This window comes from Thermomonas fusca, from assembly GCF_005862345.1.
In the GTDB taxonomy this organism is placed as follows: Bacteria; Pseudomonadota; Gammaproteobacteria; order Xanthomonadales; family Xanthomonadaceae; genus Thermomonas; species Thermomonas fusca.
Genome location: NZ_SROY01000003.1, coordinates 47566 through 61375 on the forward strand (window position 1 = coordinate 47566; position 13810 = coordinate 61375).

Sequence of the window (13810 nt, forward strand, 5' to 3'; positions counted from 1 at the left end):
AAACAGCCCCTGCACCGCCATGAGCCTTGCCAGCTTTCAGGATCTCCTCGACGCCGCCCGCCAGCAGCCGGAACCGCAGCGCCTGCTGCTGGTGTTCGCCAAGGTCGAGTTGCCGCAGAACGCCACCGCCGAGCAGCGCGAACGCTTCGAGCGGCGCGAAGGCGGCACGCTCTCGCCCTGCCTGTGCGTGGACAAGACGCCGGAAGAGATCGCCAGCTTCGAGGCGCTGGCCGAGGAGTCCAAGGCCACCGGTCAGGATTGGGACCTGCTGTTCGTCGGTGGGCTGGCGGGTCGCGCCGGCATCGCCCCGAGCGCGGACGAAGCCGCGCAGCCGCTGCGCTTCATGGTGAACGCGATCAACGACGGCCGAGTGGCGCAGTTCGCCACCTTCGACCGCCGGGGCGAGGTGGTGCAGTTCGGTTGAGCCGGCTCAGCCGCCGACCAACGCGCGCACCATCTGCAGGCCGAGGAAGAACGCGATCAGCACGGTGTTGATCGCCCAGGCCACGGTCAGCGCCTGCGCCATCACGCCATAGCGCGGATCTTTCGCATTCGGCGCCGCCTTCCAGACCGCGGCGACGATCCAGGCGGTATAGCCCAGCAGGAACGCCAGCAGGCCGAGGGTGGCGCCCGGAAGCTGGTTGTGATCGACCAGCCAGGCCACGGCCAGCCACAGCAGGTTGCTGGGCAGGACGCCGTACAGCCAGAACACCTTCCACAGTGGGCTGCGTTCGGGCAGATGGATGGCATGCGAAGCGTGCATCGGAACTCCCCGGTGGTGGTGGTGTTGCCGCCAGAATAGCACCGTGTCCGGGCGTTCTGGGTTGGCGTGTCGCTGTGCGACACTTGCCGGATGTTGATCGTCCTGTCCGCCGTCGTTCTGTACCTTGCAGCCGCCGTCTGGCTGGCGTTGGACGCCCGCCGCGGTCAGGGCAGCGGCGGGCGCGGCTGGTTGCTGCCGGCCGATGCCGCGGTGCTGCTGCACGGACTGGCCCATTACCTGGCCTGGCGCGACAGCGGCGCCACCGACCTGCACTTCTTCGCCGCGCTGTCGCTGGTGGGGCTGGGCATGGCCGCACTGACCGCACTGGTTGCCGCCACCGGGCGCATGCGCGCGCTGGGCGTGGTGGTGTTCCCGCTGGCCGCACTGGTGCTGCTGGCTTATCGCTTCTATGGCCACGCCGCGGCACCAGATCCGCTGGACTGGCGGATGCTGCTGCACGCCTGGCTGGCCCTGCTGGCCTACGCCACGCTGGCGCTGGCGGCGGTGCTGGCGGTGTTCCTGTGGGCACAGGAACGCGCCCTGCGCCGGCGTGAATTCCACGCCTGGCTGCGCGCGCTGCCGCCGCTGACCGAGCTGGAAACCCTGTTGTTCCGCACGATCGCCGTCGGCTTCGTGCTGCTGACCGCCACCCTGCTGACCGGGGTGCTGTTCGTGGAAAACCTGTTGGCCCAGCATCTGGTGCACAAGACCGTGCTCAGCCTGCTGTCGTGGCTGGCCTTCGGCGCGCTGCTGCTGGGCCGCTGGCGGCGCGGCTGGCGCGGCGCCACCGCGGTGCGCTGGACGCTGGCGGCGATGGCGCTGCTGGTGCTGGCGTTCTTCGGCAGCAAGTTCGTGCTGGAACTGGTGCTGCACCGCACCGCCTGAGCGGAATCCCCGCACCCCGTCTTCATCCCGATTCGCGCCTGCTTCGCTGGCGTGCCGCCGTGCCTTCGCTGACGAGCTTCCGATGCGCTGGCCGCTGGCGATGGGGTCGTCTGTCGCGAATACGTTTGCAGTGCATGTATTTGCATTGACAACTATTGCCCATCGACACAAAATGCCGGCCCATGAAACCTTCCGACGCCTCCGCTGGCGCCTGCAGCACCTCCCTCGGCCTGCTGTTCCGCCAGTTGCGCGATGCCATGTGGGCGCGGATGGAACGCGAGCTGGCCGCGGCCGGGCATGAGCTGACCTTCAGCCAATACGTCACCATGAAGAAGCTGGCCGGCGGTTGCACGGCCGGCGTGACCGACCTCGCCCGCGCCGCCGACCTCAATCCGGGCGCGATGACCCGGCTGCTGGACCGGCTGGAGGCGCGCGGGCTGCTGGTCCGGGTGGCCGACCCCGGCGACCGGCGTGCCCTGCATATCCACCTGACCGATGCCGGCCGCGCCATGTGGCGGGACGTCGACCAGTGCGGCCGGCGCGTGCGGGAACGCGCGTTCCACGGCATGGACGAAGCCACCCGCGCGCAACTGACCGGCCTGCTCGAACGGGCCCGCGACAACCTGCTTTCCCCGGACTGACCCCCCATGCCCCGACTCTCCCCCATTGCCATCGCCCTGGGTGGCACCCTGCTGTTGGCCGGCTGTGCCAGCAGCGCGGGCCTCGCCCCGCAAGGCACACCGCGTGACGCAGCCACCATCGAGGCAGGCCGCGCCCTGGCCGGCGCCCCGCTGTCGCCCGCCGCGTGGCCCGGCGCACGCTGGTGGACCGCGCTGGGCGACCCGCAGCTGGACGCGCTGGTCGATGAGGCGCTGGCCGATGCGCCGCCGCTGGCCGCTGCCGACGCGCGGGTGCGCAAGGCGCTGGCACAGGCCGGCCTGGCCGACGCCGCACGCAAGCCCAGCGTGGGCGGCGGCACCCAGTACGCGGTGGCCCAGCTGCCGGCGGGGCTGGCCGGCGAAGAGCTGGGTGGCCAGCTGATGCACAACGCGGTGCTGACCCTGAAATTCGACTGGCCGCTGGACGTCTGGGGCGGCAAACGCGCCGACTACCTTGCGGCGCTGGGCCAGGCCCGTGCCAGCGAAGTAGACGCGCAGGCCGCGCGACTGTCGCTGGCGGCCAACGTGGCGCGCAGCTACGTCGCGCTGGCGCAGGCGTTCGATGATCTCGACCTGGCCCGCCGCGAGCAGGCGCGCACCGGCGACCTGGTGGCGCTGGGCAAGCAGCGCATCGCCGCCGGATTGGACAACCAGGCCGCCCTGCGCGGCAATGAGGCCCTGGCCGCCACCGCCACGGCACAGGCGGACGCCGCACGGCACCGCATCGATGCGCTGCGCAACGCGCTGGCCGCGCTGCTGGGACAAGGCCCCGATCGCGGCCTGGCGATCCAGCGCCCGCACCTGCTAGAGACCCCCGCCCCGGCGCTGCCGTCGGTGCTGCCCAGCGAACTGCTGGGCCATCGCCCCGACGTGGTCGCGGCGCGCTGGCGGGTGGAAGCCGCCGCGCAGGGCATCACCTCCGCGAAGGCACGCTTCCGCCCCAGCATCGACCTGAGCGGCCTGGTCGGGCTTGCCGCCACCGGCTTCAAGGGCCTGTTCGACAGCGACGCCTTCCTCGGCTTCGGCGGTCCCGCGCTGAGCCTGCCGATCTTCGACGGCGGCCAGCTGCGCAGCAATCTGGCCGCGCGCGATGCCGATTACGACCTCGCCGTGGCCGAGTACAACCGGACCGTCGTCGATGGCCTGCGCCAGGTCACCGACGCGGTGCAGGCCATCCGCGCGCTGGACGCCCAGGCGGCCGCGCTGGAACAGGCCCGCACCGCCGCCGCTGCCGCCGCGCAGGTGGTGGAGCAGCGCCAGCGCGCCGGGCTGGCCAACCGGCTCGACCTGCTGGCGGCCCGCAAGCCGCTGCTGCAGGCGGAGCAACAGCTGGCGGCCGTGCGCAGCCAGCGCTACGCCGCCGCCGTCGACCTCGACCAGGCGCTGGGCGGCGGCATCGCCGCCACCGCGCCCACCCCCATCGCCTCCCACTGACGCGCCCCCCCATGACCACCGAAACCACTCCGAACACCTCCACCGGCCCAGCCGCCCCGCTGCCGCCCTCGCAGGTCACGCGGACGCCCGCGCAGGGCAAGCGCCGCCGCGCGCTGCTGGTCCTGCTGGCCGTGGTCGTCGTCGCCGGCATCGCCTGGCTCGCCTACTACCTGCTGGTCGCCCGCTGGCACCAGGACACCGACGACGCCTACGTGCAGGGCAACATCGTCAGCGTCACCGCGCAGACCCCGGGCACGGTGGTGTCCATCAACGCCGACGACGGCATGCGGGTGAAGGCCGGCCAGGTGCTGGTGCGGCTGGACCCCAACGACGCCCAGGTGGCGCTGGCGCAGGCCGAAGCCAACCTGGCGGCGACGGTGCGCCAGGTTCGCGGCCTCTACAGCAGCGTGGACAGCGCGCAGGCCGACATCGCCGTGCGCGAAGTGGCGCTGCGGCAGGCGCGCGCCGACGTGGCACGGCGCAGCGGACTGGTCGCCAGCGGCGCGGTGTCGTCGGAGGAACTGGCGCATGCGCAGGCGCAGCTGCAGGCGGCGGAAGCGGCGCTGTCGGCCTCGCGCGGCCAACTTTCGCGCAACCGTGCGCTGGTCGATGCCACCACCGTGGCCAGCCAACCGCAGGTGCAGGCGGCGGCGGCGCAGCTGCGCAAGGCCTATCTGGATCTGCAGCGCGCGGCCATCATGGCGCCGGTGGACGGCTTCGTCGCCAAGCGCAGCGTGCAGCTGGGCCAGCGCGTGCAGCCCGGCGGCGCGCTGATGGCGGTGATCCCGCTGCAGGACGTATGGGTGGACGCCAACTTCAAGGAAACCCAGCTCCACAACATGCGCCTGGGCCAGCCGGTGAGGCTGACCGCCGACGTCTACGGCGACGACGTGACCTTCAACGGCAAGCTGGTCAGCCTGGGCCTGGGCACCGGCAGCGCGTTCGCCCTGCTGCCGGCGCAGAACGCCAGCGGCAACTGGATCAAGATCGTGCAGCGCATCCCGGTGCGCATCCAGCTGGACCCCAAGCAGCTGCGCGACCACCCGCTGCGGCTGGGCATGAGCATGGCGGTGGACGTGGACGTGCATGAACAGGGCGGCCCCGTGCTGCCGGCGGCAGCGGCCGACAAGCCGCTGCTGACCACCAACGCCTACGCCCGCCAGCTGCACGATGCGGATGCGCTGATCGACGACATCATCAACCGGAACCTGCCGCGCGCCCGCGCGTCCTGACCTTTTCCAACGCAGGAGTCGCGCTGGCGACGCACCGCGCCTCCCCTCCCCTCGGGCAGCGGAACCCGCCATGCCGGCAGCCAGCGTGCTGCCGCTCCTGCACCTTCCCCGATAGCGAACACCCATGGCCAACACCCTCGCCGAGCAGGAAGAATCGATGGGCCTGTCGCCCGGCCGCGAGGCGGTGGCGAAGCCTTCCGACTTCCGCCCGCCCAACATGGCCTTGACCACGCTGGGGCTGGCGCTGGCCAGCTTCATGCAGGTGCTGGACACCACCATCGCCAACGTGTCGCTGCCGGCCATCTCCGGCAACCTGGGCGGCAGCGCCAACCAAGCCACCTGGGTGATCACCTCGTTCGCGGTCAGCACCGCGATCGCGCTGCCGCTGACCGGCTGGCTGACCCGCCACTTCGGCGAGCGCAAGCTGTTCATGTGGTCCACGCTGGCGTTCGTGTTCGCCTCGTTCCTGTGCGGCATCGCCCACAGCATGGGCCTGCTGGTGGTTGCGCGCGCGCTGCAGGGCTTCGTGGCCGGCCCGATGTACCCGGTGACGCAGGCGCTGCTGCTGTCGATCTACCCGCCCGCCAAGCGCGGGCAGGCGATCGCGCTGCTGGCGATGGTGACGGTGGTGGCGCCGATCGCCGGCCCGATTCTGGGCGGCTGGATCACCGACAACTACAGCTGGGAATGGATCTTCTTCATCAACATTCCCATCGGCATCTTCGCCAGCACGGTCGTCGGCCGGCAGCTGAAGGGCCGGCCGGAGCGGCTGGAAAAGCCGAAGATGGACTACGTAGGCCTGGCCACGCTGGTGGTCGGCGTGGGCGCGCTGCAGGTGCTGCTGGACCTGGGCAACGACGAGGACTGGTTCGCCTCGACCATGATCGTGTCGCTGGCCGTGGTGTCGGCGATCGCGCTGTCGGTGTTCGTGATCTGGGAGCTGACCGACAAGGACCCCATCGTCAACCTGCGCCTGTTCCGGCACCGCAACTTCCGCTCCGGCACCATCGCCATGACCGTGGCATACGGCGCGTTCTTCAGCGTCGGCATCCTGGTGCCGCTGTGGCTGCAGCGCAACCTCGGCTATACCGCCATCTGGGCCGGCTTCGCCACCGCGCCGATCGGCATCCTGCCGGTGATCCTGACCCCGTTCGTGGGCAAATACGCCAACCGCTTCGACCTGCGCATCCTCGCCAGCTTCGCCTTCATCGCGATGTCGCTGACCAGCTTCGCGCGCTCGCACTTCAACCTCGACGTGGACTTCCCCCACGTCGCGCTGGTGCAGCTGTTCCAGGGCCTGGGCGTGGCGCTGTTCTTCATGCCGGTGCTGCAGATCCTGCTGTCCGACCTGGAGCCGCACGAAATCGCCGCCGGCTCCGGCCTGGCCACCTTCGTGCGCACACTGGGCGGCAGCTTCGCCGCCTCGCTGACCACCTATGCCTGGAGCGAGCGCGGCGCGGTGCACCACGCGCACATGACCGAGCGGGTGTCCACGCTCGATCCCACTGCGATGGAAGCGGTGGCGCAGTACGGCGGCGGCGACCTCCAGCGGGGCGCGGCGGTGCTGGAGAAGATGATCTCCAACCAGGCCGCGCAGCTCGGTTTCAACGAGATCTTCCACCTGCTGGGGATCATCTTCATCGGCGTGATCCTGTTCGTGTGGCTGGCGAAGCCGCCGTTCGGGGCCAAGACGGGCGGCGCGCCCGCGGGTGGCGGGCACTGAGCGAAGCCAGCCCCTCGTTCCGTCAGCCGGCAACTTCCAGCGCGTCGGCCAGCCGCTCCACGGCGATGACCTGCATGCCCTTGTAGCTGCCCGACTTCGGCGCGTTCGCCTTCGGCACGATGGCGCGCCGGAAGCCGTGCGTGGCCGCTTCCTTGAGGCGCTCCTCGCCGTTTGGCACCGGGCGGATCTCGCCGCTCAGGCCCACTTCGCCAAAGGCGATGGTCTTCTCCGCCAGCGGCGCGTCGCGCAGCGAGGACAGCACCGCCAGCAGCACCGGCAGGTCGACGGCGGTTTCCTGCACGCGAATGCCGCCGACCACGTTCACGAACACGTCCTGGTCGCCCACCATCACCCCGCCATGGCGATGCAGCACCGCCAACAGCATCGCCAGGCGGTTGCCTTCCAGACCCACCACCACCCGACGCGGATTGGACAGCGGCGAGGCATCGACCAGCGCCTGCACTTCCACCAGCAGCGGACGGGTGCCTTCGCGCGTGACCATCACGCAGCTGCCCGGCTGCGGCGCGCCGGTGCCGGACAGGAAGATCGCGGAGGGATTCGAGACTTCGCGCAGGCCGCCATCGGACATCGCGAACACGCCCAGCTCGTTGACCGCGCCGAAGCGGTTCTTGAACGCGCGCAGCACGCGGAAGCGGCTGCCGGAATCGCCCTCGAAATACAGCACGGCATCGACCATGTGTTCGAGCACGCGCGGGCCGGCGATGCCGCCTTCCTTGGTCACATGGCCAACCAGGAACACCGCGGTTCCGGTTTCCTTGGCGTAGCGCACCAGCCGCGCGGCGCTTTCGCGCACCTGCGACACCGAGCCCGGCGCGGCGGTCAGGGTGTCCGTCCACAGGGTCTGGATGGAGTCGGCGATCAGCAGGCGCGGCTTGGCGGCAATGGCGTGTTCGAGGATGCGCTCCACGCAGGTTTCGGCCAGCGCCTGCAGCCCTTCCAGCGGCAGCCCGAGGCGCTGCGCGCGTCCGGCCACCTGCGCCAGCGACTCCTCGCCGGTGACGTACAGGCCCGGCCAGGTGGGCGCCATCTGCGCCAGCGCCTGCAGCAGCAGGGTGGACTTGCCGATGCCGGGATCGCCGCCCACCAGCACCACCGCGCCCTCCGCCAGCCCGCCGCCCAGCACCCGGTCGAATTCGCCGATGCCGGTCGATGCACGCGCACGCGCGTCCAGCTGCACGTCCGCCAGCGCCATGATCTTCGGCGCATCCACCTTGCCGGCCCAGCCGCTGCGCCGCGACGCCGGCGACTTGGCCTGCGCCGCCGTTTCCAGCGCGATCTCCGCCAGCGTATTCCACGCCCCGCAGGCCTCGCACTGGCCCTGCCATTTGGCGTAATCGGCGCCGCATTCCGCGCAGACATAGGCGCTGCGGCGTTTGCCGGCGGACGGAGTGGTTGCGGGCTTCGACATCGGTAACTCGGCAAGCGGGAATGCGTTCACTTTAGCCGGCGCGCGTCGCATCCGGCGCGACGAACGGCGCTCAAGTTTCCGCGTGCGTGGGCGCTAACGATTCTGAGCCCCCAGCTCCCCTCGCCCATGATCGTCACCGCCTCCAACCTGCAGCTCACCGGCAGCCATGCCTCGCTGGAATACCAGCGCCGTCACGAATCTCTGGACGCATGGCGCGACGGGCCGAACGGTCGCAGCCAGATCCAGCTGGAATCCACCAGCGAGTCGCTGCGCCTCGAAGCCAGCGCCACCCGCCTGACCTTGAGCCAGGAGGCACTGCGCCCGCCGATGGACCTGCCGCAAGCGCCACCGGCGGTGGATGCTCCGGCTGCCAGCAGCGAGGTGGATGCCAGGGCGGAAGATATCGGCGAACTCAAGGTCACCCTGCTGCGCCTGCTGGTGGAACAGCTCACCGGCCGCAAGGTGGAGGTGGTCGATGCCGGGAAGCTGGGCAAAAGCGATGCCGACACCCAGCCCCCGGCGGAGTTGGGCGAGGCCGCGTCCAGGCTGGGCACGCCGCCAGCGGCCGCCGGCAACGGCCGCGCCGGCTGGGGCGCCACCTATTCGCTGGAGGAAGTCCGTTACGAAAGCGAGGCCAGCCGCTTCACCGCGCAGGGCATCGTCCACACCGCCGACGGCAAGGAGATCCGGCTGGCTCTGGAGCTGGACATGAGCCGGGAGTTCGCCAGCCACACCCGCGTGTCGGTACGCGCCGGCGATGCGCTGAAGGATCCGCTGGTGATCAACTTCAACGGCGGCGCAGCGCAGCTGGCGCAGACGACGTTCAAGTTCGACCTGGATGCCGACGGCGCGGCCGACGCCACGCGCTTCGTCGCCCCCGGCAGCGGTTTCATCGCCCTCGACCGCAATGGCGATGGCCGGATCAACGACGGCCGCGAGCTGTTCGGCGCGCTGAGCGGCAACGGGTTTGCCGACCTTGCGCAGCACGACGACGACGGCAACGGCTGGATCGACCAGAACGATGCGGTGTTCGACCGGCTGCTGGTCTGGACCCGCGACGGCGACGGAAAGGACAGCCTGCAGGGCCTGCTGCAGCACGGCGTCGGTGCCCTCTACCTGGGCAACGCGGACACCCCGTTCGCACTCAAGGACGGTGCCAACGCGCTGCAGGGCGCGATACGGGCCAGCGGCCTGTACCTGCGCGAGGACGGTGGCACCGGCACGCTGCAGCAGCTCGACCTGGTGGTGTAGCCGCGGCATTGCGAACCCCGCAAACAGAAAAGCCGCCCCGAAGGGCGGCTTTTCTGTTGCTGCTGGTGCCGGAGATAGGAATCGAACCTACGACCCCATCATTACGAATGACGTGCTCTACCAACTGAGCTACTCCGGCGTGGCCGGCGATTGTAGCGGCTGCCGGGTCAGGGCGCCAGCTGGCGCAGCTCCTTGGGCAGGGCGAACACCATGCTTTCCGGCTCGCCGCGCAACTCGCGCACATCGCCGGCGCCCAGCGCGTGCAGGCGTTCCAGCACGCCCTGCACCAGCACTTCCGGGGCGGAAGCGCCGGCGGTCACGCCGATCCGCTTGTGACTGGCGATCCAGGCCGGGTCGATCTGGCTGGCGTTGTCGATCAGCCATGCCGCCGCGCCTTCGCGCTCGGCCAGCTCGCGCAGGCGGTTGGAGTTGGAGCTGTTGGGCGAGCCGACCACCAGCACCGCGTCGCAACCATCGCGAACCAGGTCGCGCACGGCATCCTGGCGGTTCTGGGTGGCATAGCAGATGTCGTCGTGCTTCGGCCCCTGCAGGGCGGGATATTTCGCCCGCAGGGCGGCGATGATGTCGCGGGTGTCGTCCACGCTGAGCGTGGTCTGGGTGGTGTAGGCGCAGTTGTCGGGCTGCCTCAGCACCAGCGCGGCGACATCGTCGATGTCCTCGACCAGGTGGATCTGCCCGGCTTCGGCATCCCCGCGCCACTGTCCCATCGTGCCTTCGACCTCGGGATGCCCGGCATGGCCGATCAAGACCATGTCGCGGCCGCGCCGGCTGGTACGGCTGACTTCCAGATGGACCTTGGTGACCAGCGGGCAGGTGGCGTCGAACACCTTCAGCCCGCGCCGCGCGGCTTCCGCACGCACCGCCTGCGAGACGCCGTGGGCGCTGAAGATGACAGTGGCGCCGTCCGGCACCTCGTCCAGTTCTTCGACAAAAATCGCCCCGCGCGCCTTCAGGTCATCGACCACGAACTTGTTGTGCACCACTTCATGGCGCACGTAGATCGGCGCGCCGAACACTTCCAGGGTGCGCTTTACGATCTCGATGGCGCGGTCGACGCCGGCGCAGAAGCCGCGGGGGTTGGCAAGCAGGACATCCATGCGTCGATTCTACCCTGCGGCCTTGGGCTTGCCGCCCAGCAGGCCGAACAGGCCGATGCCGATTGCGCCGCCCACCACCGCACAGTCGGCGATGTTGAACGCCGGCCAGTAATGCTGGCCGATATGCCACTGGATGAAATCGACCACGTGGCCGTGCAGGAAGCGGTCGATCACGTTGCCGATCGCGCCGCCGATCACCAGCGACAGCGGCAGCGCCTGCTTCCAGTCGCCGCGACGGGTCTTCGCCAGCATCCACGCCATCAGCCCGCTGATGGCGAACGCCAGCACCATGAAGAAATACTTCTGCCAGCCGCCGGCGTCGGCGAGGAAGCTGAACGCCGCACCGGTGTTGTAGGTGCGATACCAGTTCCAGAAGCCGTCGATGACCGGCACCGCGGTGTATTCCGGCAGCGACGCCAGCACCCAGGCCTTCGACCACTGGTCAAGGACCAGGACGAGGGCCGAAACGGCCAGCCAGGCAAGCGCGTTGGGCTTGGCGGACGCCATCAGAACCACTTCCTCTCTTCGCCCGGGCCTTCCACGTTCGCCACGCAGCGCCCGCACAGCAGCGGGTGCGCCGCGTGCGCGCCGACGTCCTCGCGGTGGTGCCAGCAGCGCACGCACTTGGGCTTGGTGGTGGGCTGCGCGAACACGCCGATCACGCCCTTCGCCTCCGTGTCCGGCACCACCTTCACGTCGCCGCTGATCAGCAGGAAACGCAGCTCGTCGGCCAGCGGCGCCAGCCAGTTCTGGTCGGCCACGCTGCAGCGCAGTTCGATCTCGGCTTCCAGCGCGGCGCCGATCTGCCCCGCCGCACGCATCGGCTCCAACGCGCGGGTCACCTGCTCGCGAAGTTCCAGCAGGCCCTCGAAGTCCTTGGCGGACAGCGCTGCATCGTCAGCCAGCGGCGCCAGGCCGTCGTACCAGGTGGTGAACAGCACGTTGCCGGGATGTTCGCCGGGCAGGTGCGCCCACATCTCGTCGGCGGTGAAGCTGAGCACCGGCGCGATCCAGCGCACGAAACCCTCGGCGATGCGGTACATCGCCGACTGCGCGCTGCGGCGGCCGCGCGAATCCTCGCGCATGGTGTACAGGCGATCCTTGGTGACATCCAGGTACAGCGAACCCAGGTCGACGCTGCAGAAATTCATCAGCGCCTGCACCACCGCGGCGAAATCGTAGTTTGCATACGCCGCCGCGATCTCCTCCTGCACCTGCCAGGCGCGGTGCACGATCCAGCGGTCCAGCGCCACCATGTCGTCCGGCGCCAGCAGGTCGCGGGCCGGCTCGAAGCCATGCAGGTTGCCGAGCAGGAAGCGCGCGGTGTTGCGGATGCGGCGGTATGCATCGGCATTGCGCTTGAGGATTTCCCGCGACAGCGACATCTCGTTGCTGTAGTCGGCGCTGGCGATCCACAGGCGCAGGATGTCCGCGCCCAGCGTCTTCATGATTTCCTGCGGCTCGATGCCGTTGCCCAGCGACTTCGACATCTTGCGGCCGTGCTCGTCCACGGTGAAGCCGTGGGTCAGGCACTGCCGGTAAGGCGCGGCGTTGTCGATGGCGACGCCGGTGAGCAGCGAACTCTGGAACCAGCCACGGTGCTGGTCGGAGCCCTCCAGGTACAGGTCGGCCGGCTTGCCGAGACCGCGCTCCAGCAGCACGCCTTCGTGGGTGACGCCGGAATCGAACCAGACGTCGAGGATGTCGGTGATCCGGTCGTAGTCCCTGGCTTCCTCGCCCAGCAGCTCGGCGGCGTCCAGCGAATACCAGACGTCGATGCCGGCCTGCTCGACGCGTTCGGCCACCTGCCGCATCAGCTCGACGCTGCGCGGATGGATGTCGCCGGTCTCACGATGCACGAACAGCGCGATCGGCACGCCCCAGGTGCGCTGGCGCGAAATCGTCCAGTCCGGGCGGCCCTCGACCATGCCGGCGATGCGCGCCTGGCCCCACTCGGGATACCACTTCACGGTTTCGATCGCGGCCAGCGCGTCGCGGCGCAGGTTCGCCTGTTCCATCGAGATGAACCACTGCGGGGTGGCGCGGAACGCGATCGGGGTCTTGTGCCGCCAGCAGTGCGGGTAGCTGTGCCTGAGCGGCGCGAACGCCAGCAGCGCGCCGTTGCCGCGCAGCACTTCGACGAGGGCGTCGTTGGCCTTCCACACGTGCAGCTGGGTCAGGTCGACATCGCCCGCCGGTGGCGTCGATGGCAGGTAGACGCCGCGGCCATCGACCGGGTTGAGCTGGGCCGCGCTGTACTTCTCGATCAGGCCGTACTTCTGGCCCACCACGAAGTCCTCCTGGCCGTGGCCTGGCGCGGTGTGCACGGCGCCGGTGCCGTCCTCGGCACTGACGTGGTCGCCGAGCAGGATCGGGATGTCGCGCTCGGCATAGAACGGGTGCGCGAACAGCATGCCTTCCAGCTTTTCACCCTGCGCACGACCGAGCACGACGACTTCGTCCACGCCGTAGCGCTTGAGCGCCTTCTCGGCCAGCGCCTCGGCCAGCACCAGCCAGCGACGGCCGCCATCAGCCTTGGCCGGGCCTTCCACCAGCACGTAGTCCAGCTCCGGCCCCAGCGAGATCGCCAGCGAGGCCGGCAGCGTCCACGGCGTGGTGGTCCAGATCGGAACGGCCACCTCCACGCCTTCCGGCAGTTCGCTGCCGAAGGCGCGGCTGAGCTGCTGCGGATTGCGCGCGGCATAGGCCACGTCCACCGCCGGCGAGGTCTTGTCCTGGTATTCGATCTCGGCCTCGGCCAGCGCGCTGCCGCAGTCGAAGCACCAGTACACCGGCTTCACCCCGCGCAGCAGGTGGCCGTTCTCCACCACCTTGGCCAGCGCGCGGATCTCGTCGGCCTCGAACTTGAAATCCAGCGTGCGGTACGGCCGTTCCCAGTCGCCAAGCACGCCCAGGCGCTTGAAGTCGCGGCGCTGTACCTCGATCTGCTCGCTGGCGTATTCGCGGCACTTCTGCCGGAACGCGACCGCGTCGAGCTTCACCCCGACCTTGCCGAACTTCTTCTCGATGGCGATTTCGATCGGCAGGCCGTGGCAGTCCCAACCCGGGATGTAGGGCGCATCGAAGCCGGCCAGCGTCTTCGACTTGACGATGATGTCCTTCAAGATCTTGTTGACCGCGTGCCCGAGGTGGATCGCGCCGTTGGCATACGGCGGGCCGTCGTGCAGCACGAACTGCGGACGCCCCTTGGCCGCCGCGCGGATCTGCGCGTACAGGCCTTCGGATTCCCAGCGCGCCAGCGTTTCCGGCTCGCGCTTGGGCAGGTCGCCGCGCATCGGGAACGCGGTTTCCGGCA

The 13810-nt window shown here is 69.7% G+C and carries 12 protein-coding genes and 1 tRNA gene; 7 read left to right on the forward strand and 6 right to left on the reverse strand.

The window, feature by feature from the left end:
- The first annotated feature begins 19 nt into the window (after positions 1–19).
- Positions 20–424 (forward strand): hypothetical protein, encoded by a 405-nt coding sequence (locus E5S66_RS08070; protein WP_028839751.1) that lies wholly within the window; start codon positions 20–22, stop codon positions 422–424.
- A gap of 6 nt (positions 425–430) precedes the next feature.
- On the opposite strand, the gene E5S66_RS08075 is transcribed toward E5S66_RS08070, so the two are convergent.
- A complete protein-coding gene (locus E5S66_RS08075) occupies positions 431–763 on the reverse strand; it encodes a hypothetical protein (RefSeq protein ID WP_138348766.1) in 333 nt (110 codons plus the stop codon).
- 90 nt (positions 764–853) lie between these two features.
- Between E5S66_RS08075 and E5S66_RS08080 the strand changes: the two genes are divergently transcribed.
- From E5S66_RS08080 to E5S66_RS08100, 5 genes are all read left to right on the forward strand, one after another.
- Positions 854–1648: a cytochrome C assembly family protein gene (locus E5S66_RS08080; RefSeq protein WP_138348767.1), complete on the forward strand. Its 795-nt coding sequence runs from the start codon at positions 854–856 to the stop codon at positions 1646–1648.
- A gap of 182 nt (positions 1649–1830) precedes the next feature.
- The gene (locus tag E5S66_RS08085; RefSeq protein WP_138348768.1) at positions 1831–2289 is read left to right on the forward strand and encodes a MarR family winged helix-turn-helix transcriptional regulator; all 459 of its coding nucleotides are present in this window, start codon (positions 1831–1833) and stop codon (positions 2287–2289) included.
- A gap of 6 nt (positions 2290–2295) precedes the next feature.
- Positions 2296–3741 carry an efflux transporter outer membrane subunit gene (locus tag E5S66_RS08090; RefSeq protein WP_138348769.1) on the forward strand — a complete coding sequence of 482 codons (1446 nt, stop codon included), beginning with the start codon at positions 2296–2298 and terminating at the stop codon, positions 3739–3741.
- An 11-nt stretch (positions 3742–3752) separates the two neighbouring features.
- A complete protein-coding gene (locus E5S66_RS08095; RefSeq protein WP_138348770.1) occupies positions 3753–4973 on the forward strand; it encodes an HlyD/EmrA/EmrK family protein in 1221 nt (406 codons plus the stop codon).
- Between the two features lie 157 nt (positions 4974–5130).
- Positions 5131–6696: a DHA2 family efflux MFS transporter permease subunit gene (locus tag E5S66_RS08100; RefSeq protein WP_246037196.1), complete on the forward strand. Its 1566-nt coding sequence runs from the start codon at positions 5131–5133 to the stop codon at positions 6694–6696.
- A 22-nt stretch (positions 6697–6718) separates the two neighbouring features.
- Here the strand turns inward: E5S66_RS08100 and radA are convergent, their stop codons facing one another.
- Positions 6719–8125 carry a DNA repair protein RadA gene (gene radA, locus E5S66_RS08105; protein WP_138348771.1) on the reverse strand — a complete coding sequence of 469 codons (1407 nt, stop codon included), beginning with the start codon at positions 8123–8125 and terminating at the stop codon, positions 6719–6721.
- Between the two features lie 126 nt (positions 8126–8251).
- Here radA and E5S66_RS08110 point away from each other — a divergent pair, with 126 nt between their 5' ends.
- Positions 8252–9376, forward strand: coding sequence for a hypothetical protein (locus E5S66_RS08110; RefSeq protein ID WP_138348772.1), 1125 nt, complete (start codon positions 8252–8254; stop codon positions 9374–9376).
- Positions 9377–9439: 63 nt separating this feature from the next.
- Here E5S66_RS08110 and E5S66_RS08115 read toward each other — a convergent pair.
- The 4 genes from E5S66_RS08115 to ileS all read right to left on the reverse strand — a co-directional run bounded on the left by E5S66_RS08115 (position 9440) and on the right by ileS (position 13790).
- A tRNA-Thr gene (locus tag E5S66_RS08115) sits at positions 9440–9515 on the reverse strand.
- Positions 9516–9543: 28 nt separating this feature from the next.
- Positions 9544–10494: a 4-hydroxy-3-methylbut-2-enyl diphosphate reductase gene (ispH, locus tag E5S66_RS08120; protein ID WP_138348773.1), complete on the reverse strand. Its 951-nt coding sequence runs from the start codon at positions 10492–10494 to the stop codon at positions 9544–9546.
- A gap of 9 nt (positions 10495–10503) precedes the next feature.
- A complete protein-coding gene (lspA, locus tag E5S66_RS08125; RefSeq protein ID WP_138348774.1) occupies positions 10504–11001 on the reverse strand; it encodes a signal peptidase II in 498 nt (165 codons plus the stop codon).
- Positions 11001–13790 (reverse strand): isoleucine--tRNA ligase, encoded by a 2790-nt coding sequence (ileS, locus tag E5S66_RS08130; protein ID WP_212745341.1) that lies wholly within the window; start codon positions 13788–13790, stop codon positions 11001–11003. Before ileS ends, lspA begins: the two co-directional genes overlap by 1 nt.
- Between the last annotated feature and the right edge of the window lie 20 nt (positions 13791–13810).

Coding starts and splice junctions, on each gene's coding strand:
- ispH (WP_138348773.1), bottom strand. CDS start 10,494: ATGGATGTCCTGCTTGCCAACCCCCGCGGCTTCTGCGCCGGCGTCGAC.
- radA (WP_138348771.1), bottom strand. CDS start 8,125: ATGTCGAAGCCCGCAACCACTCCGTCCGCCGGCAAACGCCGCAGCGCC.
- E5S66_RS08075 (WP_138348766.1), bottom strand. CDS start 763: ATGCACGCTTCGCATGCCATCCATCTGCCCGAACGCAGCCCACTGTGG.
- E5S66_RS08090 (WP_138348769.1), top strand. CDS start 2,296: ATGCCCCGACTCTCCCCCATTGCCATCGCCCTGGGTGGCACCCTGCTG.
- E5S66_RS08080 (WP_138348767.1), top strand. CDS start 854: ATGTTGATCGTCCTGTCCGCCGTCGTTCTGTACCTTGCAGCCGCCGTC.
- E5S66_RS08100 (WP_246037196.1), top strand. CDS start 5,131: ATGGGCCTGTCGCCCGGCCGCGAGGCGGTGGCGAAGCCTTCCGACTTC.
- E5S66_RS08110 (WP_138348772.1), top strand. CDS start 8,252: ATGATCGTCACCGCCTCCAACCTGCAGCTCACCGGCAGCCATGCCTCG.
- E5S66_RS08095 (WP_138348770.1), top strand. CDS start 3,753: ATGACCACCGAAACCACTCCGAACACCTCCACCGGCCCAGCCGCCCCG.
- lspA (WP_138348774.1), bottom strand. CDS start 11,001: ATGGCGTCCGCCAAGCCCAACGCGCTTGCCTGGCTGGCCGTTTCGGCC.
- ileS (WP_212745341.1), bottom strand. CDS start 13,790: ATGCGCGGCGACCTGCCCAAGCGCGAGCCGGAAACGCTGGCGCGCTGG.
- E5S66_RS08085 (WP_138348768.1), top strand. CDS start 1,831: ATGAAACCTTCCGACGCCTCCGCTGGCGCCTGCAGCACCTCCCTCGGC.
- E5S66_RS08070 (WP_028839751.1), top strand. CDS start 20: ATGAGCCTTGCCAGCTTTCAGGATCTCCTCGACGCCGCCCGCCAGCAG.